This is a genomic window from Kitasatospora sp. NPDC059408, assembly GCF_042751525.1.
Taxonomy (GTDB): domain Bacteria; phylum Actinomycetota; class Actinomycetes; order Streptomycetales; family Streptomycetaceae; genus Kitasatospora.
This window is the reverse complement of the sequence record NZ_JBHYWI010000122.1, coordinates 1-22,650: the sequence shown is the minus strand read 5'-3', so window position 1 is coordinate 22,650 and position 22,650 is coordinate 1. Positions and strand designations below refer to the sequence as shown.

Here is a 22,650-nt window from a genome sequence, read left to right as displayed (position 1 = left end):
ACGGAGCACCCGGCCGACCGCCTTTCCCGGACGGACCACCCGGTCAGGTCGCCGTCGGCGTCCCCGGACGGCTGGAGTGGCCGCCGCCCGACAGGTCGGCCAGCGGGCCGCTGCCGAGCACCCCGCCCAGCAGGCCGGAGCCCGAACCCGAGCCGCTGGGGCTCGGCTTGGAGCCCGTGCCCGAACCGGCCGGGGCCGGCGTGGAGCGCTGGGCGGGCGTCCCGCCGGCCGGCTGCGCGGCGGCCGTGGGGGCCGACGCCGGGGCCGAACTCTGGCCGCCCTCGGCCTTGGTGGAGTGCTTGGCGCTCGGCGTCGGGGTGGCCGGGTGCGAGGCCGCGGGCGAGGACGCCGCGGCGGTCGGGCTGGCCGCCGGGGTGGCCGGGCGGGACCCGGCCGGTGCGGGCTGCGTGGACGTGCCCTGACCGCCCGCGGCGCCGGACGGGGAGCCGCTCGGCCAGACCGGCGTGCCGTAGTCGCCGGTCGGGCGGCCCGGGGCCTGGTGCGGCCGGGCGCTGGTGCGCACCGCCGCGCCGAGCATCGAGCCGAGCAACAGGGTCAGGCCGACGACGACCGTGGTGACCACGGTGCCCCGCCGCAGCACCCGGCGGCGCAGCGCCCCGGGCGCGCCCGAGCCGTACCGCCGCCAGGCCTCCAGGTTGAGCCGTCCGTCCAGCGAGGCGAACGGCGCCCCGGCGATCAGCAGCGGGCTCCACGCGGCCAGGAAGATCAGGTCGGGGGTGTCGTACACCGGGACGGCCCGCCAGCTGACCGTGAACAGCAGCGCCGCGGAGAGCAGCATCGCCGCGCCGGCCGCGAGCCGCTGCCACAGGCCGAGGATGGTCAGCACGCCGACCACGATCTCGGTGAACGACACCACCAGGCCGGAGCCGACGGGGTGCGCCATGGCGAAGGCGAGCAGCGGCTCGGCGACCTTCCACGGGTGCAGCGAGGCCAGCCAGCGCATCATCGAGCCGCGTTCGCCGCCGTCGAAGTACACCGGGTCGCAGAGCTTGCTGAACCCGGCGTAGACGGACAGCGAGCCGAGGACGGCGCGCAGCGGCAGGAGCACCAGGCCGAGGTCGACCCGCCGGCCGGGGTACCAGGGCTGCTTGCCCTCGGCGTCGGCGGCGGAGACCTCGGGCAGCTCGCCGCTCGGGGTCCAGCCCTGCGGCGCGCCGATCGGGCCGACGCCCGCGTCGGTCGCGGTGCCGGCGCCCTCGCGCGGCTGGCGCGGGACGGTCCGGGCGCCCGCGAGGCCCGGGATCACCTGGGTGTCGTCCTCGGCCAGGCCGACGCCGCCCGGGGAGCCGCTGAGCCGCACGGCTTCCAGGAGCTGGGTGGCCGCGAGGTCACCGGGGGGCGCCTGGCCGGTCCACGTGACGGCGGTGACCCGCCCCTTGCGGCGCGGCGCCCCGCCCCCGGCGGCCCCCGCCATCGCCGGGACGGCGGAGGCGGGCACGACCACCTGCGGGGTGACCAGCGGACGACGGATCAGGCCCTGGCTCGCGTAGGGGTCCCCGAACGCGGCGCCGGTGGAGAGCGCTCCGGCGGGGGCGTCGATCAGTGGCTCCACGGGGGCGCCGAGCCGGAGCCGGAAGCTGGCCTGGGTGCTGCTGAGGCGGGCCGGGTCCGACTCCACCTTGACGGTGTTGAGGCCCGGGTCCGCGTCTATCCCGGTACTGCCGCCGCCGAACAGGGGCCGCCGTTGTGTTCTGGTGTCCACGCCCGTCTAACCGGGTGACGGCCGCTTAGGACACTCTCCCGGGTGGATATCCGGCGCCCACTTGAAGTGATCATGAGAAAAGCGATCGGACCCGGTCGGGCCCGATCGCTTCTCACCCGGTTCACGGAGAATTCGGAAGATCTCCTGCGCGCCGGTCACGTCCTGTGCTCTGCGCAACCGGCGGCCGGCGGCTCAGCGCTTGGCGCCTCAGCGCTCGGCGCTCAGCCCACAGCCCTCAGCGCTCAACCCTCAGCGCTTGGCGCGCAGCCGCGCGGCCTCGTACAGCACGATGCCCGCCGCGACGCCGGCGTTCAGCGACTCCGTCAGGCCCGACATCGGGATCCGCACCCGGATGTCGCAGGTCTCCGAGACCAGCCGGGACAGGCCCTTGCCCTCGCTGCCCGCGACGACCACGACAGGGCCGGTCAGCACGTCCAGGTCGCCCAGCTCGGCCTCGCCGTCGGCGGCCAGGCCGACGACCATCAGGCCGGCCTTCTGGTAGGCCTCCAGGGTGCGGGTCAGGTTGGTGGCGCGGGCGACGGGCAGCCGGGCCGCGGCGCCGGAGGAGGTCTTCCAGGCACCGGCGGTCATGCCGGCCGCGCGGCGCTCGGGGATGACCACGCCGTGGGCGCCGAAGGCGGCGGCGGAGCGGACGACGGCGCCGAGGTTGCGCGAGTCGGTGACGCCGTCCAGCGCGATGATCAGCGCGTCCTGGCCGGCGTCGGAGGCGTCGACCAGGAGGTCGTCGGGGTGCGCGTACTCGTACGGCGGCACCTGGAGCACCAGGCCCTGGTGGTTCATCCCGCCGGTCATCTGGTCCAGCTGCGGGCGCGGGGCCTCCATCAGCGGGATGCCGCGGTCGTTGGCGGCCTGGAAGGCGTCGCGGACGCGGTCGTCGGTGTCGATGAACTGCTGGACGTACAGCGCGTTGGCCGGCACGTCGCCCTGCAGGGCCTCGACCACCGAGTTGCGGCCGAAGACCAGCTCGGCGCTGCCCGCGCCGCCGCGGCCGCCGCGACCGGCACCGCCGGCCCGGCGCATGCCGGCGCGGGCCTTGGCGTCGCGCTCGCGCTTGACCGCGGCGTTGGCCGCGCGCTGCTTGGGGTGGCCCTTGCGCTCCTCGCCGGGCGGGGTCGGGCCCTTGCCCTGGAGCGCCTTCCGGCTGTGCCCGCCGGTCCCGACAGACGCGCCCTTCTTCGATCCGGGGTTGCGGCGGTTCCTGCGCTGGCTGTTGCCGGCCATGGCTGTACTTCCTGTCTGTCCGGCATGCCCGGCCGCCCCGCTCTGTCCGGCGGCGGCTGACGGCATGCGCTACGTCATGCGGGAGGGCCGCACCGGTCCGGCACGGCCCACCCTCACCCCGATCGTCAGATGGGGTTACTGGTTGTTGATCGTCCAGCGCGGGCCGGACGGGGTGTCCTCGATCGCCAGCCCGGCCAGGCCGAGCTGGTCGCGGATGGCATCCGCGGTGGCGTAGTCCTTGCGCTCGCGCGCGGCCTGCCGCTGGTCCAGGACCAGGCGGACCAGCGAGTCCACCACGCCGTGGAGGTCCTCGCCGCGCTCCGTCCCGGCCCACTGCGGGTCGAGCGGGTCGAGGCCCAGCACTCCGAGCATCGCACGGACCTCGGCCAGACGCGCCACCGCGTTCTCCTTGTCGTCCGCGTTCAGGGCGCTGTTGCCCTGGCGGACGGCGGTGTGCACGACGGCGAGGGCCTGCGGCACGCCCAGGTCGTCGTCCATCGCCTCGGCGAAGGCCGGCGGCACCTCGGGCGCCGCGTCGACCTTCCCGAAGCGCTCGACGGTGCGCTGGACGAAGCCCTCGATCCGGGCGAACCCGGCCTCGGCCTCGCGCAGCGACTCCTCGCTGTACTCGATCATCGAGCGGTAGTGCGGCGCGCCCAGGTAGTAGCGCAGCACGATCGGCCGCCAGCGCTGGACCATCTCGGAGACCAGCACCGAGTTGCCGAGCGACTTGCTCATCTTCTCGCCCGCCATGGTGACCCAGGCGTTGTGGACCCAGAAGTTGGCGAAGTCGTCGCCGTAGGCCTTGGACTGGGCGATCTCGTTCTCGTGGTGCGGGAAGATCAGGTCCAGCCCGCCGCCGTGGACGTCGAAGGCGGGGCCCAGGTACTTGTGGGCCATCGCCGAGCACTCCAGGTGCCAGCCCGGGCGGCCGCGGCCCCACGGGGTGTCCCAGCTCGGCTCGCCCGGCTTGGCGGACTTCCACATCGCGAAGTCGCGCGGGTCCCGCTTGCCGGTCTCGCCGTCGCCCTCGGGCTGGCGCAGGTCGGCCAGCTTCTGGTTGGACAGGGCGAGGTAGTCCGGGTACGAGCGCACGTCGAAGTAGACGTTGCCGTCGGCCGCGTAGGCGTGGCCCTTCGCGATCAGGCCCTGCATCATCTCGATCATCTCGGGGATGTGCCCGGTGGCCCGCGGCTCGACGGTCGGCGGCAGGCAGCCGAGGGCCGCGTAGCCGTCGTTGAAGGCGCGCTCGTTCTCGTAGGCGATCTGCCACCACGGGGTGCCGAGCTGGCGCTCCTTGGCGATCACCTTGTCGTCGATGTCGGTGACGTTCCGGGCGAACGTCACCTGGTAGCCGCGGTAGGCGAACCACCGCTGCATGATGTCGAAGTTGAGCCCGGACCGGATGTGCCCGATGTGTGGCGCCGACTGGACGGTAGCGCCGCACAGGTAGATCGAGACACAGCCCGGTACAAGCGGGACGAAGTCGCGTACCTGGCGGGTGCTGGTGTCGTACAGGCGAATGCTCACAGCGTCAAGCGTAGTGGGCACGAGGGGGTGCCCCGCCACATTCCCGGTCACATTCCCGGTGAACGGCGGGCCGGCGGACCCGGAGGAGGGTCAGATGTTGCCGACCACCTTGCGCGGGCTGAGCCGCACGACCACCCGGACGTCGTCCGGCCCGTCGAACTTGTAGACCTCCTCGCCGCGGTACTTGCCGGCGAGCTCGTCGATCAGCTCGCGGCCGCCCTCGGTGGTCATCGTGACCGAACCGCGCACCTCGAAGTACTCGTACGGGCTCTCCGGCGGGTTGACCACGAGCGTGATGCGCGGGTCCTTGACGAGGTTGAGGTGCTTGCGGCGGCCCTCGACGGTGGAGAACAGGACGTCCTCGCCGTCGCGCTTGACCCAGACCACGGAGGACTGGGGGCTGCCGTCCGGCTGGATCGTCGAGACCACGGCGAAGCTCTTGGCGTCGATCAGGGCCTTGGCACGGTCGGAGAGTTGCGAAGCCACGGGGGAACCTCTTCTCGTCGGCGGCTGGTACGGGCCCGGCACGCGGCACTGCGCGGCCTGCGCGGGCCCGCATCGCACACTATCGACTCGGGCCCCCGCACGGCCTGTTGAACACTCGTCAGGCCCGGGTTATTCCCGGCCCGCCGGACCCGCCGCGCTCAACGCCGCTCGTACACCAGGGCGGTGGCGATCGCGGCCAGGCCCTCGGCCCGGCCGGTGAGGCCGAGACCGTCGGTGGTGGTGCCGGAGACGGACACCGGCGCGCCGGCCGCCTCCGACAGCGCGGCCTGCGCCTCGGCCCGGCGCTTGCCGATCTTCGGCCGGACACCGATCACCTGGACCGAGACGTTGCCGATCTCGAAACCGGCCTCGCGCACCAGCCGGGCGGCCTCGCCGAGCAGCTTCACCCCGGACGCGCCGGCCCACTCGGGGCGGTCGGTGCCGAAGTGGGCGCCCAGGTCGCCGATCCCGGCGGCCGAGAACAGCGCGTCGCACGCGGCGTGCGCGGCCACGTCGGCGTCCGAGTGCCCGGAGAGCCCGAACTCGGCGTCCGGCCACTCCAGTCCGGCCACCCACAGCGGGCGCCCGGCCTCGAAGGCGTGCACGTCGGTGCCGACGCCCACGCGGGGAACGACGGGGGCGGTCCGGTCGGCAGGCGCCGGCCCAGCGGACACGGGCTCTGCGGACACCGGCTCTGCGGACAGCGGCTCAGTAGGCATCGGCGGCCCTCCTGCGGGCGAGTACGGCCTCGGCGAGCACGAGGTCCAGCGGACGGGTGACCTTGAACGCCTCCTCGTGACCGGGCACCACGACGACCCGGCCGCCGAAGCGCTCCACCAGGCCGGCGTCGTCGGTCACCGGCGGCACGCCGGTGCCGCCCGCGGCCTCCTCGGCCAGCGCCTTGGCGTGCACCTCGGCCAGAGTGGCCCGGTCGAAGCCCTGCGGGGTCTGCACGGCGCGCAGGGTGGCGCGGTCGGGCGTGTCGAGGACGGGCTCGGGCCCGCCCGGGTTCGACTCGACCCGCTTCACGGTGTCGGCCAGCGGCACCGCGGGCACCACCGCCACGGCCCCGGCGCGGACGGCGGCCGCGACCGCGTCCACCACCTCGACCGGGACGAGCGGGCGGGCCGCGTCGTGCACGAGGACGATCTCGACGTCCTCCGGGATCGCGGCCAGGCCGAGCCGGACGGACTCCTGGCGGGTCGCGCCGCCGGCCACCACGCGGATGTCCTTGCCGTCCAGCCCGTGGCTGTCCAGCAGGGCGACGACCTCCGCCACCCCGTCGGCCGGTGCGGCGACCACGACCAGGCCGACCGCCCGGCTGCGGGCCAGGGCCCGGACGGCGTGCACCAGGAGCGGCACACCGCCCAGTTCCCGCAGGGCCTTGGGGGCGCCGGGCCCGAGCCGCTCACCGCGTCCGGCGGCGGGCACCACTGCTGCTGCGACTGCTGCTGACGCGTTCAGGTTTCACTCCTTCGGCGAAGTGGGTATGGCCATGGCGTGCACGACGGGCGCACGGACCCCTTCCGAAGAACCACCCGGTCCGCGGCCCACACGATCCGCAGAAACGGTCTTGCAGGCCTGGACCGGCTCGGGCGGGAGGCGTCGTCCGGACACGCCTCAGCGCCCGAAGTACCAAAGCACCGCTTCCCGGATACGTCCGGGAGCGGCGCGCCGGCACCGGGCGCTGTGAGCGTTGGGCGGCAGCCCGACCGCACTACGAGGCGAGGACCTCGTCGAGCAGCGTCTCCGCCTTGTCCTCGTTGGTGTTCTCGGCCAGCGCGAGCTCGCTGACGAGGATCTGGCGCGCCTTGGCGAGCATGCGCTTCTCGCCGGCCGACAGGCCGCGCTCGCGCTCGCGGCGCCACAGGTCGCGCACGACCTCGGCGACCTTGATGACATCGCCCGAGGCGAGCTTCTCCAGGTTCGCCTTGTAGCGACGGGACCAGTTGGTCGGCTCTTCGGTGTACGGTGCGCGCAGCACCTCGAAGACCCGGTCCAGACCTTCCTGGCCGACCACATCGCGCACGCCGACGAACTCCGCGTTCTCGGCGGGCACGCGGAGCGTCAGGTCTCCCTGCTGCACCTTGAGCACCAGGTAGGTCTTGTCCACACCTTTGATCTGGCGAATTTCGATGGCCTCGATCAGCGCGGCCCCGTGATGGGGGTAGACCACCGTGTCGCCAACCTTGAACGTCATGTGACAGGACCCCTTCCGTGGCTTTCCAGAATAACACGCTTTTCGGCGCACCCGAAGGGCGTTTTCGCAGGTCAGGGCGGGTCTCGGGGCTTGACAAGCACCCCCATGACGTGCTGCGACCGGTGTTCGACAGCGGCTTCCCGCAGGTCGGAGGCGGTTCCGGCGCCCGGCGAAACGTGTCGCAACACTCCCGAAACCATGATTGGATCTTGAGTTTTCGCCGTTTATCGGGCCGTTTCCGGATCGTTATTCGATCTTGGTCGAAGCTTGTCCGCGCGTCGCCGCCCGAAAACGGCCCCCGGGGGCACGGCCCGAACGGCGCGATCACGTGGCGCGGGCACGTCACATTGCGGCCGGACGGACCCGCATACCGCCCCGGGAGTGCGACACGGGGACCACCCCGTGAGGACCGCATAAGTGAGGTCGATAATCTGAGACCTGACCTACCGACACGTGACCTAGGGAGAAGCCGCCGCCGTGAGCCGCAGCCTTCGACGCGGCAGCATCGCCGCCCTCGCCGCCTTCGCCATCGCTTCGCTGTCCTCCTGCGCGGCCGGCAACCAGCCGGACACCCTGCAGATCAAGCCGGACAGCGCCGCGGCGACGCTCGGCACGAACGTCCGGTTGAACAACATCGTCGTCGTCACCGCGGCCAACACCTCGGGCGACTCGACCGGGCCCGCCAACGTGACGGTGAACATCAGCAACACCGGGGCCGACCCGGTCGAGCTGCAGTCCATCACCGTCGGCAGCGGTGCCGCCGCCACCTTCGCCGATGCCGCGGGCGCCCCGCTGAGCAGCATCGTCGTCCCGGCCGGCGGCGCCGTGCTGCTGGGCGGCGGCGGCAACCCGTCCGCCAGGCTCGCTTCCGTGGGCGTCAAGGTCGGCGGCATGGTGCCGACGACCTTCGCGTTCAAGGACGGCCAGAAGGTCGACGTCCAGGCCGGCGTGAGCCCGGCCAACGAGAAGGGCCTCTACGACGGCTTCGGCCCGACCGCCTCGCCGGTCGCCGTCCCGGGCAAGGGTGCCACCCCTGGCGTCACCCCGTCCGCCCCGGCCACCGGTGCCACCGGTGCCGCCACCCCGTCGGCGGGCACCACCCCGACCGCTCCGGTCGCCCCGGTCGCCGGCACCCCCACCGCCGGTGCCACGCCGTCCGGTGCGGCCACGCCGTCCGCCGGCACCCACTGACGCTCCACACGCTCCACACCGCCCCCGGCGGGCCCGCACGGGCCTGCCGGGGGCGACGCGAAGGCCCCCTCCGGCGAGTGCCGGCGGGGGCCTTCCGCGTGTCCGGGCCGGTTTACGGCTCGAACTTGTAGCCCAGGCCGCGGACCGTGACCAGGTAGCGCGGCGCGCCCGGGTCCGGCTCGATCTTGGCGCGCAGGCGCTTCACGTGGACGTCGAGGGTCTTGGTGTCGCCGACGTAGTCCGCGCCCCACACCCGGTCGATCAGCTGCATGCGGGTGAGCACCCGGCCCGCGTTGCGCAGCAGCATCTCCAGCAGGTCGAACTCCTTCAGCGGCAGGTCGACCTTGGCGCCGTCCACCGTCACCACGTGCCGGTCGACGTCCATCCGGACCGGACCGGCCTCCAGGGCGCCCGGGCCGCCGCCGTTGTCGCCCGCGCCGCCGTCCTCGCCGCGGCGGCGCAGCACCGCGCGGATGCGGGCGACCAGCTCACGGGTGGAGTAGGGCTTGGTGACGTAGTCGTCCGCACCTATTTCCAGACCGACGACCTTGTCGATCTCGCTGTCCTTGGCGGTCACCATGATCACCGGGACGTTGGAGCGCACGCGGAGCTGGCGGCAGACCTCGGTGCCCGGCAGGCCCGGCAGCATCAGGTCGAGCAGGACGAGGTCGGCGCCGTTGCGTTCGAACTGCTCCAGCGCGTCGGGGCCGGTGGCGGCGACGGCCACCTCGAAGCCCTCCTTGCGGAGCATGTACGAGAGGGCGTCGCTGAACGACTCCTCGTCCTCGACCACCAGTACTCGGGTCACGATCGGGCCTCCGGGGCAAGCTGGGTTGTCTTTGACAGGGGTTCTTCCCGCTCCCCGGCGGGGAGCGAACGGCCCGGGCGGGCCGTGGTGGCCGCGCGGTCCGGAGTGAGGGTTCGGGGTGCCGCGGCGGGCTCGGCGCGGGCGCCGGGGTCACCGCCCACGGCGGGTTCGTCGTCGCCGGCGTGGCCGGCGTCGGTGTCTTCGGTGTCTTCGGTGTCTTCGGGGTCGTCGAAGCCTTCGAGCCCGTCGAGGTCGTCGAGGTCGTCGGCGTCCTCGACCACCCGGGCGGTCTCCAGGTCCTCGGCGGTGGGCGCCTGGCCGGCGGGCAGGCGGATGGTGAAGGTCGAGCCCTGGCCCTCGACGCTCCACACGGAGACGGTACCGCCGTGCGAGGCGGCGACGTGCTTGACGATCGACAGGCCCAGGCCGGTTCCGCCGGTGGCCCGGGAGCGGGCCGGGTCGACGCGGTAGAAGCGTTCGAAGACCCGCTCGCGGTCCTTCTCGGAGATGCCGATGCCCTGGTCGGTGACCGAGATCTCGATCAGCTCGCCGTCCGCCTCGCCGAGCGCCGCGGCGCTGGAGATCCGGCGGGTGGCGATGGCCACCCGGGTGCGGGGCGGGCTGTAGTTGACCGCGTTCTCGACCAGGTTGCCGAGCGCGGCGGCGAGCTGGCCTCGGTTGCCGTGCAGGTAGAGGCCCGCGATGCCGCCGGCGGCGATCAGGATCTGCTTGGCGGCGGCCTGCTGGCGGCAGCGGTCGATCGCCTCGGCGATCAGCTCGTCCACCGCGACCGGCTCCGGGTCGACCATCAGCCGGTCGTCCTGGACCCGGGACAGGTCGATGATCTCCTGGACCAGGCTGGCCAGCCGGGTCGCCTCGATCTGCATGCGGCCGGCGAAGCGCTGGACGGCCTCCGGGTCGTCGGCCGCGTCCGCGACCGCCTCGGAGAGCAGGGACAGGGCGCCGACCGGGGTCTTGAGCTCGTGGCTGACGTTGGCCACGAAGTCCCGGCGGACGGCCTCCACCCGGCGGCGGTCGGTCTGGTCCTCGACCAGGACCAGCACCAGCCGGGAGCCCAGCGGGGCGACCCGGACCGAGACCGCGAGCGGCTCGGCGGCGCGGGCCGCACCGGGGCGCGGCACCTCCAGTTCGACCTGGCGGATCTCGCCGTCCCGGCGGGTGGCGCGGGCGAGGGCGAGCATCGGGTCGACGGCGACGGCGCCGCCGCGCACCAGGCCCATCGCGTACGCCGCCGAGCTGGCCTTGACCACCTCGTCGGCCTCGCCGAGCACGATCGCGCAGGAGCGCAGCACCGACAGCACGGTGTCCACGCCCGGCGGGAGCGGGGGCTCCTGGGCGGCGACACCCAGAACCTGGTGCCGGCCGTAGTTCCTGCCACTGGTGCCGCTGTACTTCCCCTTGGCCTGCTCGCGCTCGCTCCAACGGAAGGCGATCGAGGCCGTGAGGCCGACGCCGAGCCCGGCTATGGCGCAGGCAGCGGCGGCGGCCACGTTCACGTCCATGTGGCCAGCGTAAGCGTACGTACTCGGCGTTCCCCAAGGGTCGGATCAAGGCATCGACCTGCTGTTGCCGAGAATTCACCTCCACGTAGCTGCCGATTCACCGCACCGGCCGGACGTGGTCGCCCAAACGGCACAGAGTTGGCCGTGCAGCCCGTGTGGGAGTGGGTGGCGCGCCGAACCGGGGGCGCCGCCCCGAGGGTGCGCGTACCATTCGCGCACCAGCAGCGGTCGCCCGGACGCCGGCTCGACGGTCGTACGGGATGACCGGTCGGCACCGCCACCGACACAGCTACTGAGGAGAGAGCATGCGCGACGCGTACCACGAGGAACTCGATGCGATCGGCGACAGCCTGGTCGAGATGGCCCGGCTGGTCGGCTCCGCCCTGGGCCGGGCGACCACCGCACTCCTCGACGCGGACCTCGCACTGGCGGAGAGCGTGATCGCGGCCGACGAGAAGGTCAACGAGCTCCACCACGACCTGGAGAACCGCGCGATCGACCTGCTCGCCCGGCAGCAGCCGGTCGCGACCGACCTGCGCATCGTGGTCACCTCGCTGCGGATGAGCTCGGACCTGGAGCGCTGCGGCGACCTCGCCCGGCACGTCGCCAAGGTCGCGCGGATGCGCTACCCCGACTCGGCGGTGCCCGGCGACCTGCAGTCCACCGTCCTGGAGATGGGCCAGCTCGCCCAGCGCCTGGTGGCCAAGGCCGGCCTGGTGATCGCCACCAAGGACGTCGACAAGGCCCTGGAGATGGAGCAGGACGACGACGCCATCGACACGCTGCACCGCGAGCTCCTGTCCCACCTGATCGACGACCGCTGGGCCCACGGCATCGAGACCGCCGTCGACATCACCCTGGTCGGCCGCTACTACGAGCGCTTCGCGGACCACGCCGTGTCCGTCGCCAAGCGCGTCGTGTACCTGGTGACGGGCGAGCACGTGGCGGACTTCGTCGCGTCCTCGGAGGCCTCGGCCGCGGAGTGAGCCGCGTTCGGGAGCGATCGGGCTCACCCCGTGGGGTGACTAAACCTCGGGCGAGGGTGGTGCGGGCGCACGGACTCCCGGGCGGCCCACCACTGCGCGCCCGTTGACGCTCCCTCCGAACGGCGGCTTCACTCGAAGCCGTAGGCACCGGAAGTGTGCCCGTCACAAGGAGGGTTCAGCACGATGAAGGCCAACCCGACCCGACCGGCGCCGGCACACGACACCGTCGAACCGATCCCCGCGAAGCTGCTGCCCGTCCTCGCGGCCGGCTGCGGCTGCGGCCCCGGGTGCGGCTGCGGCTGCCAGTCCGGCGCGCCCTGCCAGTGCGGCGGCGCGTCCGGCGGCTGCTGCGGCGGCCACTGAGGAGGCACCGGGCGCCCGGCCGCTCATGCGAGGCGGCCGGGCGCTTTCGGCCGTCCGGTTCCGGTGCAGTGCCGACCGGCGTGGCGCCGACCGTCAGAACTGGACGTCGGTGCAGGAGTAGAAGGCGTTGCCCGTGTCGGCGATGTCCCAGACCGCGACGACCACTTGGTGGCCGGTCCGGTCACCGGGCAGGGTCGCGGTGTGGCTGACGCTCTGCGGCACCTGGGAGCCGTCGTAGGGGACGGTGAGGAACGGCGTCAGGTCCAGGTCGGCGCGGGTGACCGGCCGGCTCGGGTCGTACCCCTGCCTGGTCAGGTAGTACTCGAAGCCCGAGGTCGCGTGCCGGGCGGTGAAGCTCCAGGTGAAGGTGAGGCTCTGCCCCGCCGTCACCTGCGTGGTCGGCCAGGCGCCGCCGTGCGGGTCGTCCAGTTCGGCGAAGCGCCCGTTGCCGCCGGCGCAGATGGTGCCGTCGGCCGGCCCGTCGGACGGGAAGCCCTTCGGCCCCTCGACGCTCTGCGGCTCCCACTGGATCTCGCCGCAGTCCCACGGGACCCCGCCCGCGCCGCAGAGCGCGGCCCTGCTCGGGGGCGTGGAGATGTAGCCGTGCGACTGCGCCGGGAGCGCGAAGGTGAGCGGGATCGCCAGGGCGGCGACGGCCGCCCCGACGAGATGACGTTTGCGCATGGTGCTCCTCCGTGGGGGTGGATGGAGAGTGCGCCGAGCGCAGGCGCGCGCGTGGGGGTGCGCGGCCGGACGGGGAATCCTTGGCATGCCTGCGCCAGCCCGATGCCCACACGGTAGGAGCGCCCGCCCGCGCCCGTCAATGGTCTGAACCACTTTCGGTCGGCCCACCGGTTCCCGTGAACTCCCTTGCACAGCAAGATGGTTGAACGGCGGGCGAACAGCGAGCGGCCCCGCCCCCGGCGAACCGGGAGACGGGGCCGTTTCGGCAAGTGGGTTACTTCTTGCCCTGGTTCTTGACCGCCTCGATGGCGGCCGCGGCGGCCTCCGGGTCGAGGTAGCGGCCGCCCTGGTTCAGGGGCTTGAAGTCGGCGTCGAGCTCGTAGACGAGCGGGATGCCGGTCGGGATGTTCAGGCCGGCGATGGCGTCGTCGGAGATGCCGTCGAGGTGCTTGACCAGCGCGCGCAGGCTGTTGCCGTGGGCGGTGACCAGGACGGTCTTGCCGGCGGCGAGGTCCGGGACGATCGCGTCGTACCAGTACGGGAGCATCCGGTCGACGACGTCCTTGAGGCACTCGGTGCGCGGGCGCAGCTCGCTCGGGATGTCGGCGTAGCGGGCGTCGCCGGCCTGCGAGTACTCGTCGTCGTCGGACAGGACCGGCGGCGGGGTGTCGTACGAGCGGCGCCAGAGCTGGAACTGCTCCTCGCCGAACTCCGCCAGGGTCTGGGCCTTGTCCTTGCCCTGGAGCGCGCCGTAGTGGCGCTCGTTCAGGCGCCAGCTGCGGCTGACCGGGATCCAGTGGCGGTCGGCCTTGTCCAGGGCGATCTGCGAGGTGCGGATCGCGCGGCGCAGCAGCGAGGTGTGCAGCACGTCGGGCAGCAGACCCTCGGCGGCCAGGAGCTCGCCGCCGCGGGCGGCCTCCTTCTCGCCCTTCTCGTTGAGGTCGACGTCGACCCAACCGGTGAACAGGTTCTTCTGGTTCCACTGGCTCTCGCCGTGGCGGAGCAGGATGAGTCGGTACGTCGTGTCAGCCATGGCGCCCAGCTTAGTGGAGCTCCGAAAACCCCTGGCCGGGACCTTTGTCCATGAGTAATGTGTGCATCGCGCTTCTGACACTTACACCTTTCGGCTGAGCGGGCCTGCCCGTGCCGCTCGCCGGACGCCTGCCTCCGGGAGTCCCCACATGCCCGTCGCACCGCCCGTCCCTGCCCGGATCCGGAGAGTCGTCCGGGAGACGACGGGCGGACTGCCACGGCAGTTCTGGTGGCTCTGGACCTCGACGCTGATCAACAAGCTCGGCGCCTTCGTGGTCACCTTCCTCGCCCTCTACCTGACCACCGAGCGGGGCTACTCGGACTCCTACGCGGGTCTGGTGGCCTCGCTGTTCGGCCTCGGCTCGGCGATCGCCGCGATCGGCGCGGGCGTGCTGACCGACCGGATCGGCCGTCGGCCGACGCTGGTCGCCGCGCAGCTCGGCACGGCGCTGTTCACGGCCGTGCTCGGCTTCGCGGACGGGCCGGTGGCGATCGCGGTGGTGGCGTTCCTGGTGGGGTTGTGCAACAACGCCACCAGGCCCGCCACCTCGGCGATCATCGCCGACCTCGTCCCGGCCGAGGACCGGGTCCGGGCCTACTCGCTGAACTTCTGGGCGATCAACATCGGCTTCGGCCTCTCCGCCGCCGCGGCCGGCCTGATCGCCACCCACGGCTACCTCACGCTGTTCCTGCTGGACGCGTTCAGCACGCTGGTCTGCGCAGTGGTGATCTTCGTCCGCATCCCGGAGACGAAGCCGGAGATGACGGCCGCCGAGGCGAAGGAGCCGGTGGTCGGGCTCGGCACGGTGTTCCGGGACGGCCGCTTCATGTCGGCCGTCGGGCTGACCCTCGTGCTCGCGCTGATCTTCCAGCAGGGCAGCACCACCCTGGCCGTCGACATGGGCCACGCGGGCATCACGTCCACCGAGTACGGGCTGGTCATCGGCCTCAACGGGCTGCTGATCGTGGTCCTGCAGATCCCGCTCACCCGGTGGATGGAGGGCCGCTCACGGACCCGGCTGCTCATCGCCGGCTGCCTGCTCACCGGCTGGGGCTTCGGCCTCGCGGCCCTGGCCGGGTCGTCCGCCTGGATCTTCGCGGGTTCCGTCGCGGTCTGGACGATCGGCGAGATCCTCAACGCCCCGACGATGATGAGCCTCGTCTCCGAGCTCGCGCCGACCCACGCGCGCGGCCGCTACCAGGGCGTCTACTCGCTCTCCTGGGCGCTCGCGTCGTTCCTCGGCCCGGGGGCCGGCGGCGTGCTGCTGGACCGGGCCGGGCCGGCGGTGCTGTGGGGGGTGTGCGCGGCCCTCGGCAGCGCCGCGGCGCTCGGGTACGTGGTGCTGGGGCGCCGGACGGGCGGCACGGCGGGCCGGGCGCCCCGGGCGGAGAACGTCACGGAGGTCCCGGCCGCCGCGCCCACCGAGGTCACCGGGGCGGGCGGAGGCGCCGGGGTCGCAGGGGCGGCGGCCGAGGCCGCGAAGGCTCCTGCGGGCGCCTGAGGCCCGCCGCGGAGGCCGGGTCAGTCGGCCTTCGGGGCGGCCAGGTGGGCGAAGGCGGCCAGGTTGCGGGTGGACTCCCCGCGCTTGGTCCGCCACTCCCACTCCCGCCGGATCGCCGAGGCGAAGCCCAGCTCCAGCAGGGTGTTGAACGGCTCGTCGGCGTTCTCCAGCACCGTCCCGAGCAGCCGGTCGACGGTGTCCGGGGTGAGCGACTCCAGCGGGAGGCGGCCCGCCAGGTAGACGTCGCCGAGCGCGTCCATCGCGTAGGCGACGCCGTAGAGGCGGGTGTTGCGCTCCAGCAGCCAGCGGTAGACGGCCTCGTGGTTCTCGTCCGGGCGGCGGATCACGAAGGCGTTGACCGACAGCGTGTGGTCGCCGACCCGCAGGGCGCAGGTGGTGTTCAGCTTGCGGGTGCCCGGGAGGGTCGCCACCAGCGTGTACGGGTCGGCGGCGGCCGGCTCCCAGGCCACGCCGGCCTCGTCCAGGGCGGTGCGCAGGAGGGTCAGGACCTCGTCCTTGGTGCGGGTTGCCATGGGGGTGACGTTACTCGGCGGTACGGGCGGTGCCCAGCGGTCGGTGCGCAGCAGGTGGCGTGCAGCAGGCGGGGGTCCTGCGGTGCCGGGGCCTCGCCCCTGGCGGGGCGGGCCGTGTCAGGCCAGTCGGCGGCGGGCCGTGGTGAGGCGGCCGGCCGGGCGGGCCAGCGTGCCGGCGTACACCTCGGCGGTGGTCGACGCGGCCGTGTCCCAGCCGAAGCCGGACGCGTGCCGGGCCGCCGCCGCGCCCCGCCGCTCGACCAGGCCGGCGTCCGTGACGTACGGCTCCAGCGCGCGCGACCAGTCCCGCGGGTCGTGGCCGTGGACCAGCGTGCCCGTCTCTCCGTCGCGCACCGCGACCGGCAGGCCGCCGACCGCGGCGGCCACCACCGGCGTGCCGCAGGCCTGGGCCTCCAGCGCGACCAGCCCGAAGGACTCGCTGTAGGACGGCATCACGAGGGCCGTCGCCGCCCGGTACCAGTCCGCGAGCTGCGCCTGGCCGACCGGCGGGTGGAACCGGACCACGTCGCAGATGCCCAGCTGCGCGGCGAGCTTGTGCAGGCTCTCCGGCCGGGCGAGCCCACTGCCGGACGGTCCGCCGACCACCGGGACGACCAGCCGCTCGCGCAGGGCCGGGAGGCGTTCGACCAGTTCGGCGACGGCGCGCAGCAGCACGTCCGGCGCCTTCAGCGGCTGGATCCGGCCGGCGAAGAGCAGCACGGCGGCGTCCTGCGGCAGGCCCAGCCGGGCCCGCGCGGCCGCCCGCGCCCGCGCCCGCGGCCCGTCGGGCCGGAAGACGTCGAGGTTGACGCCGGGGTGGACGACGGCGAGCTGGTCCGGGCGAGCCGCGTAGTGCCGGGCCAGCTCGGCGGCCTCCTCGGTGGTGTTCGCGATCAGCCGGTCGGCGGCCTCGACCACCTGGGTCTCGCCGATCACCCGGGCCGCGGGTTCGGGAGTGTCGCCCTCGGCCAGGGCGGCGTTCTTCACCTTCGCCATGGTGTGCATGGTGTGCACCAACGGCACGCCCCAGCGCTGGGCGGCCAGCCAGCCGACCTGCCCGGAGAGCCAGTAGTGCGAGTGCACGAGGTCGTAGTGGCCGGGGCGGTGGCCCGCCTCCGTCCGCAGCACGCCGTGGGTGAAGGCGCACAGCTGGGCCGGCAGGTCCTCCTTGATCAGGCCCTCGTACGGCCCGGCGGTGACGTGCCGCACCAGGACGCCGGGGGCCAGCTCGACGGTGGGGGCGTCGTCCGAGCAGGTCGCCCGGGTGAACACCTCGACCTCGACGTCGAGCGCGGCGAGGCGCTTGGCCAGCTCGACGATGTAGACGTTCATCCCGCCCGCGTCGCCGGTGCCGGGCTGGTGCAGCGGCGAGGTGTGCACGCTGAGCATGGCTATCCGGCGGGGGCGGCGGCGGCCCGTGACCAACGACTGGAGACGACCGCGCGCGGGCGCGGCCGGCTGGGCGCGGCGTACCGAACGGACGGGGTGCTGGATCACCTGGCTGAAGCCTCCTCTGTGCGGCCCGTCTCCGGCGGCCCGCATCCGGCCCGCCTGCTGTCCGGTGTGCGCTGCCCCGTCCGGGCCCACACATCACCACCAGTGTGCCAACCACTCGGATGATGCCCGGCATTCCCGGATCGCCGACCTGATCACCGACCGGTCCCCGGATCGACCGCCGACCGGTCCCTGCACGGACCGCCGACCGGGTCCATGGACGGACAACGGTGCAGGTGGGAGGGGTCGGGCCGGGCCCCTCGGTACCCTTCTGGACATGGCCGCCTCCTTCGACCCCTCGCCCCCGTCCGCCCGCGGACGCAGCGGGCGGCCGGTCGGGACGGTCACCCGGGGCACCACCAACACCAACCGGCTCCGACGGATGGACCGCTGGATCGCCCACGCCCTCGGCCGCGCGCTGCGCTCCGCCGACCGGCCGCCGGTCGCCGTCGACCTCGGCTACGGCGCCGCCCCCTGGACCGCCGTCGAACTGGCCGGACGGCTGCGCGCGGTGCGGCCGGACGTCCGGGTGGTCGGGATCGAGATCGAGCCGGAGCGGGTCGCCGCGGCCCTGCCGTACGCCGCCCCGCCGCTGCTCACCTTCCGGCGCGGCGGCTTCGAGGTGCCGCTCGACGGCGGCGCGCCGGCCCAGCTGATCCGGGCCGCCAACGTCCTGCGGCAGTACGACGAGTCGGCGGTGGGCGCGGTGTGGGAGCGGCTCTGCGCGCGGCTGGCGCCGGACGGGCTGCTCGTCGAGGGCACCTGCGACGAGATCGGGCGGCGCCACGTCTGGGTCGCGCTCGGCCCGGAGGGCCCGCGGACGGTGACCTTCGCGGCCCGGCTGGGCGGCCTGGAACGGCCTTCCGACCTGGCCGAGCGGCTGCCGAAGGCGCTCATCCACCACAACGTGCCGGGCCGGCCGGTGCACCGGTTCCTCGCCGACTTCGACCGGGCCTGGGCGGCCGCGGCGCCGTACGGGGCGTTCGGGGCGCGCCAGCGCTGGGTGGCCGCGTGCACGGCCATGGCGGGCGACTGGCCGCTGGTGGACGCGCGCGGGCGGTGGCGGCAGGGCGAGGTCACGGTGCCCTGGACGGCGCTCGCGCCGTAGCGGGGCGTTGGTCGGGGCGTTGGGCGGGGACGTCGGGGCGTCGCGGCGGGGTGCGGCGTCCGGACACCGGCGGCAGCACCCGCGTTTCACTCGAACGAGTTATCGAATTCCTCTGGCGCGTTGACGCCCCGTCACGCCACGATGGAGGTCACCGGGCGGCGCCCACACCGCCGCCCGCCCGCAGCACGTCCGCCGCACGTCCGCCGCACGTCCAGCTCAACCGTCCGACCGCAGCTCCGCCCACGCCCGTTCGAACACGCCGTACATCTCCGCCCCGAACAGCACGAACCTCACCTCGTCCAGCCCCGCCCCGGCCCGCTCGTCGCCGCCGCCCACCGCCTCGGCGACGGTGGAGAGCGCGATCCGGGCCGCGTCGGCCGGCGGCCACCCGTAGATCCCGGCCGACACCGCCGGGAAGGCCACCGTGCGCGCGCCCAGCTCCGCCGCCGTCCGCAGCGACTCGCGATAGCAGGAGGCCAGCAGCTCCGCCCGCTCCTCGTAATCCTCCGCCCGGTACACCGGCCCGACGGTGTGCACCACCCACCGCGCCGGCAGCCGGCCGGCCGTCGTCGCCACCGCCCGCCCGGTGGGCAGCCCCTTGCCCCAGTGCGAGGCCCGCAGCCGCCGGCACTCCTCCAGGACCTGCGGCCCGCCCTTGCGGTGGATCGCGCCGTCCACCCCGCCACCGCCCAGCAGAGAGGAGTTCGCGGCGTTCACCACCGCGTCCACCTGCTGCTCCGTGATGTCACCCTCGACCAGGGTGATCCGCGTCACCATGATGTTGCCCCCTTCTCCACCCACCCCGGCACCCGCCGGGGCCGGGCCCGAGTCGCCGTCCGAGTCCGATCACCACACCGCCACCGGCGTGGCAATAGCCACAACGGCCCCGGCGGGCCAGAGAAATCCCCGGAGATCACGTTATGGTCGCGAGAAGTTCCCCGACGCAGGGTGCCACGCGGGCACTGCGGACGGACGCCGGCCGTTACGCACTCGGGGAAAGGGAGGAACCACCGATGCCCGCAACGGGAGACGGGCGGGCACGAGGTGCCGCGGACCTGTCGGACGCCCTCGACGGCGCCCTCCCCCGCCGTGCCCGCATCCACCCCGTCCCGGTCGGCCCGCTCACGGACGCTCCCCCGATACCTCACCCCCGATCGCGGGCCGCAAACCCGTCGGCGGCCGGCGAAGGTGACGCCGCGGCCGGCGGCGCCCCGCTCAAGCTGCTGGTCATCGAGGACGATGCCTCCGACGCCCAGCTGATCAAGGCCGCGGTCGCCGACAGCGGCACCGCCATCGAGGTGCACTGGGCCCGCGGTCTGGAGCAGGCCACCGGCCTGCTCGCCCCGCCGCCCACCGGTGCCCGGCGCGGCCGCCCGCGCGGCACCGAGTTCAGCTGCGTCCTGCTCGACCTCGCCGCGCCCTCCGACCTGCCCCACCCCTCCGACTCCTCCGACGGGCTGGAAGGCCTCCACGAACTCCTCCGCCGGGCCCCGCACACCGCCGTCGTCGTGCTCACCGACGCGGCCGGCGCCGAACTGGGCGCCGCCGCGGTCGCCGCCGGCGCCCAGGACTTCCTGATCAAGCACGAGACGGACGGCCCGCTGCTCGCCCGCGCCCTGCGCTACGCCGTCGAACGCAAGCGCGCCGACGAGTCCCAGCGCCGCCTGGTCGAGGCCGAACTGCGCGGCCAGGAGAACGCCCGCCTCCAGCGCCACCTCCTGCCCACCCCGCTGCTCGACGGCGCCGGCCTCTCCTTCACCCGCCGCTACCGCCCCGGCCGCCGCCGCGCCCTGCTCGGCGGCGACTTCTACGACGCCGTCCGCACCGACGACGGCACCATCCACGTCGTGATCGGTGACGTCTGCGGCCACGGCCCGGACGAAGCCGCGCTCGGCGTCGCGCTCCGCATAGCGTGGCGCACCCTCGTCTTCGCGGGCCTCACCGGCGAGGCCCTGCTCACCACCCTCCAGCACGTCCTCGAACACGAGCGGCGCAGCGACGAGATCTTCGCGACGCTCTGCATGCTCGTCATCGAACCCGGCGGCGAGTGCGGCGACCTCGACGCACTCGGCGCCTGCGAACGGGCCCGCCTCTACCTCGCCGGGCACCCGGCGCCCCTCCTGCTCGGCGCCGACCACCAGCCGCTGACCCTGCCCTCCGACCTCGCCGGGCCGGCGCTCGGGCTGCTGCCGTGCGACGACGGCGAGGCCGCCTGGCCCGCTCACGAGATCGAACTCCGGCCCGGCTGGCGGCTGTTGCTCTACACCGACGGACTCATCGAGGGCCGGGTCGGGGCCGGGTCCCGACGCCTCGGCCAGGACGGTCTCGCCGACCTGGTCGGCGACCACCAGTCCGCCGGCCTCACCCGCGGCCGGCTGGTCGACAGCGCGATCGCCGAGGTCGAGGAGCTGAACGGTGGCGCGCTGACGGATGACGTCGCGGTGCTGTTGCTGGAGCGGAACCCGGTGCAGCTCATCCTGGGGTGAGCTCCGGGGCACTGCTTGAGCTGGTGCACGAAAAACGGTGCTGCCCGGGGAGGCGTTTTGTGGGCCTCTCCCGGGCAGCACCGCTTTCTTTCCGCTTTACTTTCCGCGCTTTGTCACCAGGGTCCGTACGGCCCCATGTTGCTCCGGCCGCCACCGCCCCGGCCGCCGCGGTTGGTCAGCTCCCGGATCGCCGGGCGCACGTCCACCATGTAGACGATCGACGCCACCAGCCCGGCGAGCGTCCCGATGCCGGTGAAGAAGTTCACGCCGAACAGCAGGTCCCAGCCGAACGCGATCCCCAGGATCGCCAGCCAGAAGCCCTTGGTCTTCTTGTCCGCGGCCCGGTAGGCGTCCTCCCGGCGGGACGCGCCGTCGATCAGGGCGAACAGCTTGAAGCCCAGGATGGCGACGGACATCCACCAGATCGGGTTCAGATAGGACAGGCCCAGAACCTGGTTCACTCCGCCCATGGCGGTCTCCTCTGTCTCTCGGCTCCGGTGTGCGGGCCGCCGTCCATCCTGGCACGGCGACCGTCCGCCAAGCCGTCAACGTTCCGCGATCGGTGGATGTGCCCCGTTCGGTGGCGCTTCACTCTCCTCGGGGAGCATCCTTGCGGGTGCGGGGGGTCTTCTTCGGCGCGGGCTCGGCTGCGGCTGCGGCTGCGGCTGCGGCATCGTCCTCGATGACCTCGGCGTCGATCACCGCGGGCTCGGTCGGCTCGGTCGGCTCGGCTTGGGAGCCCGGGCGGGTGCGCTCGACCACGACCTTGCCGCGCTCGGCGAGCTCGTCGTACGTCTCCTTCGCCTTGACCGCCAGCTCGACCGCCCGGCCGACCTGCTGGATGGCGAAGTCCTGGGCCCGCTCCTGCAGCGCCTTGAAGTCCGTGGGCAGCGTGGTGACCGTCTCGGCGACCTTGGCCTGCGCCTCGGCGAGCTTCGCCTGCGCCTCCTGCAGCCGGGCACCGGCCATCTCCTGCGCGCCCTTGCGGTCCGCGGCCAGCGCCTCGACCTTGCCCGGCACCTCGCGCAGCTTCTCGTAGGCGAGGTCACCGGCGCCGGCGAGGGCGTACAGCGGGGTCGGGTCGGTGAGGGTCTTCTTGAGCTCGTCGGTGATCGGCATGACCGGTCCTCCCGGTGGGTGTCTAGGCGGCTGGGCCGTCGGTCGTCGTCTGTGCGGGTGTCGTCGGTTGTGCGGGTGTGGTCGGCTGTGCGGGTGTGGTCGGCTGTGCGGGTGTCGTCGGAGTGCCGGCCTCGGCTGCCGGGTCCCGGCGGGCGGCGTTCTCCTTCAGGAAGGCTTCGTAGACCGCCAGCAGCGCCTGCTTCTGCTGCTCGTTGATCAGCGGATCGGCGAGGATCGAGGCCCTCAGCTCCAGACCCTCGTCCCGCCGCTCCTCCAGGATCCCGGCCTGGACGTACAGCGTCTCGGCCGAGATCCGCAGCGCCTTCGCGATCTGCTGGAGGATCTCCGCGCTCGGCTTGCGCAACCCTCGCTCGATCTGGCTGAGGTACGGGTTGGACACGCCGGCGGCCTCCGCCAGCTGGCGCAGCGAGTACTGCGCGTTGCGGCGTTGCTCGCGGATGTACTCGCCGAGCGAGCCGACGTTCAGTGAGGCCATATCCACAGGGTGCAACATGGCGCTTGCAAATGCAAGCAGGGTGCTAGCTGGAGCAAACGTGGGGGCCGCTGCGCGGGGCTTGGGGTGCGGGGTGGGCTTTCGGGTGGGTGGGGGGTGCCGGGGGTGGCTCCGGGGGTGGCCGCT

At 73.5% G+C, this 22,650-nt stretch carries 23 protein-coding genes; 6 read left to right on the top strand and 17 right to left on the bottom strand.

All coding sequences use genetic code 11. The annotated features are described in order from the left end of the window. Window positions 1–43 precede the first annotated feature (43 nt). The 7 genes from ACFXDE_RS41085 to ACFXDE_RS41055 form a co-directional block, all read right to left on the bottom strand. Window positions 44–1,723: a DoxX family membrane protein gene (locus ACFXDE_RS41085; protein WP_380499339.1), complete on the bottom strand. Its 1,680-nt coding sequence runs from the start codon at window positions 1,721–1,723 to the stop codon at window positions 44–46. 249 nt (window positions 1,724–1,972) lie between these two features. Then, window positions 1,973–2,965, bottom strand: a complete 993-nt coding sequence (rlmB, locus tag ACFXDE_RS41080; RefSeq protein WP_380447080.1) for a 23S rRNA (guanosine(2251)-2'-O)-methyltransferase RlmB — start codon at window positions 2,963–2,965, stop codon at window positions 1,973–1,975. Window positions 2,966–3,100: 135 nt separating this feature from the next. Next, window positions 3,101–4,495 carry a cysteine--tRNA ligase gene (gene cysS / locus ACFXDE_RS41075; RefSeq protein ID WP_380499338.1) on the bottom strand — a complete coding sequence of 465 codons (1,395 nt, stop codon included), beginning with the start codon at window positions 4,493–4,495 and terminating at the stop codon, window positions 3,101–3,103. A gap of 90 nt (window positions 4,496–4,585) precedes the next feature. After that, window positions 4,586–4,981 (bottom strand): PPOX class F420-dependent oxidoreductase, encoded by a 396-nt coding sequence (locus ACFXDE_RS41070; RefSeq protein ID WP_380447084.1) that lies wholly within the window; start codon window positions 4,979–4,981, stop codon window positions 4,586–4,588. A 158-nt stretch (window positions 4,982–5,139) separates the two neighbouring features. After that, window positions 5,140–5,604: a 2-C-methyl-D-erythritol 2,4-cyclodiphosphate synthase gene (gene ispF, locus ACFXDE_RS41065; RefSeq protein WP_380499337.1), complete on the bottom strand. Its 465-nt coding sequence runs from the start codon at window positions 5,602–5,604 to the stop codon at window positions 5,140–5,142. 85 nt (window positions 5,605–5,689) lie between these two features. After that, window positions 5,690–6,445: a 2-C-methyl-D-erythritol 4-phosphate cytidylyltransferase gene (gene ispD / locus ACFXDE_RS41060; protein ID WP_380499340.1), complete on the bottom strand. Its 756-nt coding sequence runs from the start codon at window positions 6,443–6,445 to the stop codon at window positions 5,690–5,692. A gap of 253 nt (window positions 6,446–6,698) precedes the next feature. Next, window positions 6,699–7,181 carry a CarD family transcriptional regulator gene (locus tag ACFXDE_RS41055; protein ID WP_030244332.1) on the bottom strand — a complete coding sequence of 161 codons (483 nt, stop codon included), beginning with the start codon at window positions 7,179–7,181 and terminating at the stop codon, window positions 6,699–6,701. A 477-nt stretch (window positions 7,182–7,658) separates the two neighbouring features. Between ACFXDE_RS41055 and ACFXDE_RS41050 the strand changes: the two genes are divergently transcribed. Beyond that, window positions 7,659–8,372: a DUF461 domain-containing protein gene (locus ACFXDE_RS41050; RefSeq protein ID WP_380447088.1), complete on the top strand. Its 714-nt coding sequence runs from the start codon at window positions 7,659–7,661 to the stop codon at window positions 8,370–8,372. Between the two features lie 112 nt (window positions 8,373–8,484). Here ACFXDE_RS41050 and ACFXDE_RS41045 read toward each other — a convergent pair whose 3' ends face one another. Both ACFXDE_RS41045 and ACFXDE_RS41040 read right to left on the bottom strand, forming a co-directional pair. Further along, window positions 8,485–9,180, bottom strand: a complete 696-nt coding sequence (locus ACFXDE_RS41045) for a response regulator transcription factor (RefSeq protein ID WP_031069385.1) — start codon at window positions 9,178–9,180, stop codon at window positions 8,485–8,487. Further along, complete coding sequence (locus tag ACFXDE_RS41040; RefSeq protein ID WP_380499335.1) at window positions 9,177–10,703, bottom strand: sensor histidine kinase; 1,527 nt, start codon at window positions 10,701–10,703, stop codon at window positions 9,177–9,179. Before ACFXDE_RS41040 ends, ACFXDE_RS41045 begins: the two co-directional genes overlap by 4 nt. A gap of 305 nt (window positions 10,704–11,008) precedes the next feature. Between ACFXDE_RS41040 and phoU the strand changes: the two genes are divergently transcribed. Beyond that, complete coding sequence (gene phoU, locus ACFXDE_RS41035) at window positions 11,009–11,689, top strand: phosphate signaling complex protein PhoU (RefSeq protein WP_380447092.1); 681 nt, start codon at window positions 11,009–11,011, stop codon at window positions 11,687–11,689. A 183-nt stretch (window positions 11,690–11,872) separates the two neighbouring features. Then, window positions 11,873–12,052: a hypothetical protein gene (locus tag ACFXDE_RS41030; protein WP_380447094.1), complete on the top strand. Its 180-nt coding sequence runs from the start codon at window positions 11,873–11,875 to the stop codon at window positions 12,050–12,052. A gap of 93 nt (window positions 12,053–12,145) precedes the next feature. Here the strand turns inward: ACFXDE_RS41030 and ACFXDE_RS41025 are convergent, their stop codons facing one another. Continuing rightward, window positions 12,146–12,736: a lytic polysaccharide monooxygenase gene (locus tag ACFXDE_RS41025; protein WP_380447096.1), complete on the bottom strand. Its 591-nt coding sequence runs from the start codon at window positions 12,734–12,736 to the stop codon at window positions 12,146–12,148. Window positions 12,737–13,010: 274 nt separating this feature from the next. Continuing rightward, a complete protein-coding gene (locus ACFXDE_RS41020) occupies window positions 13,011–13,769 on the bottom strand; it encodes a phosphoglyceromutase (RefSeq protein WP_380499334.1) in 759 nt (252 codons plus the stop codon). A gap of 148 nt (window positions 13,770–13,917) precedes the next feature. Between ACFXDE_RS41020 and ACFXDE_RS41015 the strand changes: the two genes are divergently transcribed. After that, on the top strand, window positions 13,918–15,270 hold the full coding sequence (locus ACFXDE_RS41015; protein WP_380499333.1) for an MDR family MFS transporter: 1,353 nt from the start codon (window positions 13,918–13,920) through the stop codon (window positions 15,268–15,270). A gap of 20 nt (window positions 15,271–15,290) precedes the next feature. On the opposite strand, the gene ACFXDE_RS41010 is transcribed toward ACFXDE_RS41015, so the two are convergent. Together ACFXDE_RS41010 and mshA are read right to left on the bottom strand one after the other, a co-directional pair. Next, window positions 15,291–15,803: a YbjN domain-containing protein gene (locus ACFXDE_RS41010; protein WP_380499332.1), complete on the bottom strand. Its 513-nt coding sequence runs from the start codon at window positions 15,801–15,803 to the stop codon at window positions 15,291–15,293. 117 nt (window positions 15,804–15,920) lie between these two features. Further along, window positions 15,921–17,300: a D-inositol-3-phosphate glycosyltransferase gene (gene mshA, locus ACFXDE_RS41005; RefSeq protein ID WP_380499331.1), complete on the bottom strand. Its 1,380-nt coding sequence runs from the start codon at window positions 17,298–17,300 to the stop codon at window positions 15,921–15,923. Between the two features lie 274 nt (window positions 17,301–17,574). Here mshA and ACFXDE_RS41000 point away from each other — a divergent pair, with 274 nt between their 5' ends. Then, window positions 17,575–18,405 (top strand): class I SAM-dependent methyltransferase, encoded by an 831-nt coding sequence (locus ACFXDE_RS41000; RefSeq protein ID WP_380499330.1) that lies wholly within the window; start codon window positions 17,575–17,577, stop codon window positions 18,403–18,405. 216 nt (window positions 18,406–18,621) lie between these two features. Here ACFXDE_RS41000 and ACFXDE_RS40995 read toward each other — a convergent pair whose 3' ends face one another. Next, window positions 18,622–19,182 carry an O-acetyl-ADP-ribose deacetylase gene (locus tag ACFXDE_RS40995; RefSeq protein WP_380499329.1) on the bottom strand — a complete coding sequence of 187 codons (561 nt, stop codon included), beginning with the start codon at window positions 19,180–19,182 and terminating at the stop codon, window positions 18,622–18,624. A 236-nt stretch (window positions 19,183–19,418) separates the two neighbouring features. On the opposite strand from ACFXDE_RS40995, the gene ACFXDE_RS40990 reads away from it, so the two are divergent. Continuing rightward, complete coding sequence (locus ACFXDE_RS40990; protein WP_380447108.1) at window positions 19,419–20,891, top strand: PP2C family protein-serine/threonine phosphatase; 1,473 nt, start codon at window positions 19,419–19,421, stop codon at window positions 20,889–20,891. 113 nt (window positions 20,892–21,004) lie between these two features. On the opposite strand, the gene ACFXDE_RS40985 is transcribed toward ACFXDE_RS40990, so the two are convergent. From ACFXDE_RS40985 to ACFXDE_RS40975, 3 genes are all read right to left on the bottom strand, one after another. After that, a complete protein-coding gene (locus tag ACFXDE_RS40985; RefSeq protein ID WP_380447110.1) occupies window positions 21,005–21,361 on the bottom strand; it encodes a DUF2516 family protein in 357 nt (118 codons plus the stop codon). A 118-nt stretch (window positions 21,362–21,479) separates the two neighbouring features. After that, window positions 21,480–22,010, bottom strand: coding sequence for a hypothetical protein (locus tag ACFXDE_RS40980; protein WP_380499327.1), 531 nt, complete (start codon window positions 22,008–22,010; stop codon window positions 21,480–21,482). Between the two features lie 22 nt (window positions 22,011–22,032). Further along, window positions 22,033–22,506, bottom strand: a complete 474-nt coding sequence (locus ACFXDE_RS40975; RefSeq protein ID WP_380499326.1) for a helix-turn-helix domain-containing protein — start codon at window positions 22,504–22,506, stop codon at window positions 22,033–22,035. Window positions 22,507–22,650: the final 144 nt, after the last annotated feature.

Excerpts from the sequence above, each read along its gene's own strand:
- rlmB (WP_380447080.1), bottom strand. The coding sequence starts at position 2,965 with ATGGCCGGCAACAGCCAGCGCAGGAACCGCCGCAACCCCGGATCGAAG.
- ACFXDE_RS41055 (WP_030244332.1), bottom strand. The coding sequence starts at position 7,181 with ATGACGTTCAAGGTTGGCGACACGGTGGTCTACCCCCATCACGGGGCC.
- ACFXDE_RS41040 (WP_380499335.1), bottom strand. The coding sequence starts at position 10,703 with ATGGACGTGAACGTGGCCGCCGCCGCTGCCTGCGCCATAGCCGGGCTC.
- phoU (WP_380447092.1), top strand. The coding sequence starts at position 11,009 with ATGCGCGACGCGTACCACGAGGAACTCGATGCGATCGGCGACAGCCTG.
- ACFXDE_RS41030 (WP_380447094.1), top strand. The coding sequence starts at position 11,873 with ATGAAGGCCAACCCGACCCGACCGGCGCCGGCACACGACACCGTCGAA.
- ACFXDE_RS41025 (WP_380447096.1), bottom strand. The coding sequence starts at position 12,736 with ATGCGCAAACGTCATCTCGTCGGGGCGGCCGTCGCCGCCCTGGCGATC.
- ACFXDE_RS41020 (WP_380499334.1), bottom strand. The coding sequence starts at position 13,769 with ATGGCTGACACGACGTACCGACTCATCCTGCTCCGCCACGGCGAGAGC.
- ACFXDE_RS41015 (WP_380499333.1), top strand. The coding sequence starts at position 13,918 with ATGCCCGTCGCACCGCCCGTCCCTGCCCGGATCCGGAGAGTCGTCCGG.
- ACFXDE_RS41010 (WP_380499332.1), bottom strand. The coding sequence starts at position 15,803 with ATGGCAACCCGCACCAAGGACGAGGTCCTGACCCTCCTGCGCACCGCC.
- ACFXDE_RS41000 (WP_380499330.1), top strand. The coding sequence starts at position 17,575 with ATGGCCGCCTCCTTCGACCCCTCGCCCCCGTCCGCCCGCGGACGCAGC.
- ACFXDE_RS40995 (WP_380499329.1), bottom strand. The coding sequence starts at position 19,182 with ATGGTGACGCGGATCACCCTGGTCGAGGGTGACATCACGGAGCAGCAG.
- ACFXDE_RS40990 (WP_380447108.1), top strand. The coding sequence starts at position 19,419 with ATGCCCGCAACGGGAGACGGGCGGGCACGAGGTGCCGCGGACCTGTCG.
- ACFXDE_RS40985 (WP_380447110.1), bottom strand. The coding sequence starts at position 21,361 with ATGGGCGGAGTGAACCAGGTTCTGGGCCTGTCCTATCTGAACCCGATC.
- ACFXDE_RS40980 (WP_380499327.1), bottom strand. The coding sequence starts at position 22,010 with ATGCCGATCACCGACGAGCTCAAGAAGACCCTCACCGACCCGACCCCG.
- ACFXDE_RS40975 (WP_380499326.1), bottom strand. The coding sequence starts at position 22,506 with ATGGCCTCACTGAACGTCGGCTCGCTCGGCGAGTACATCCGCGAGCAA.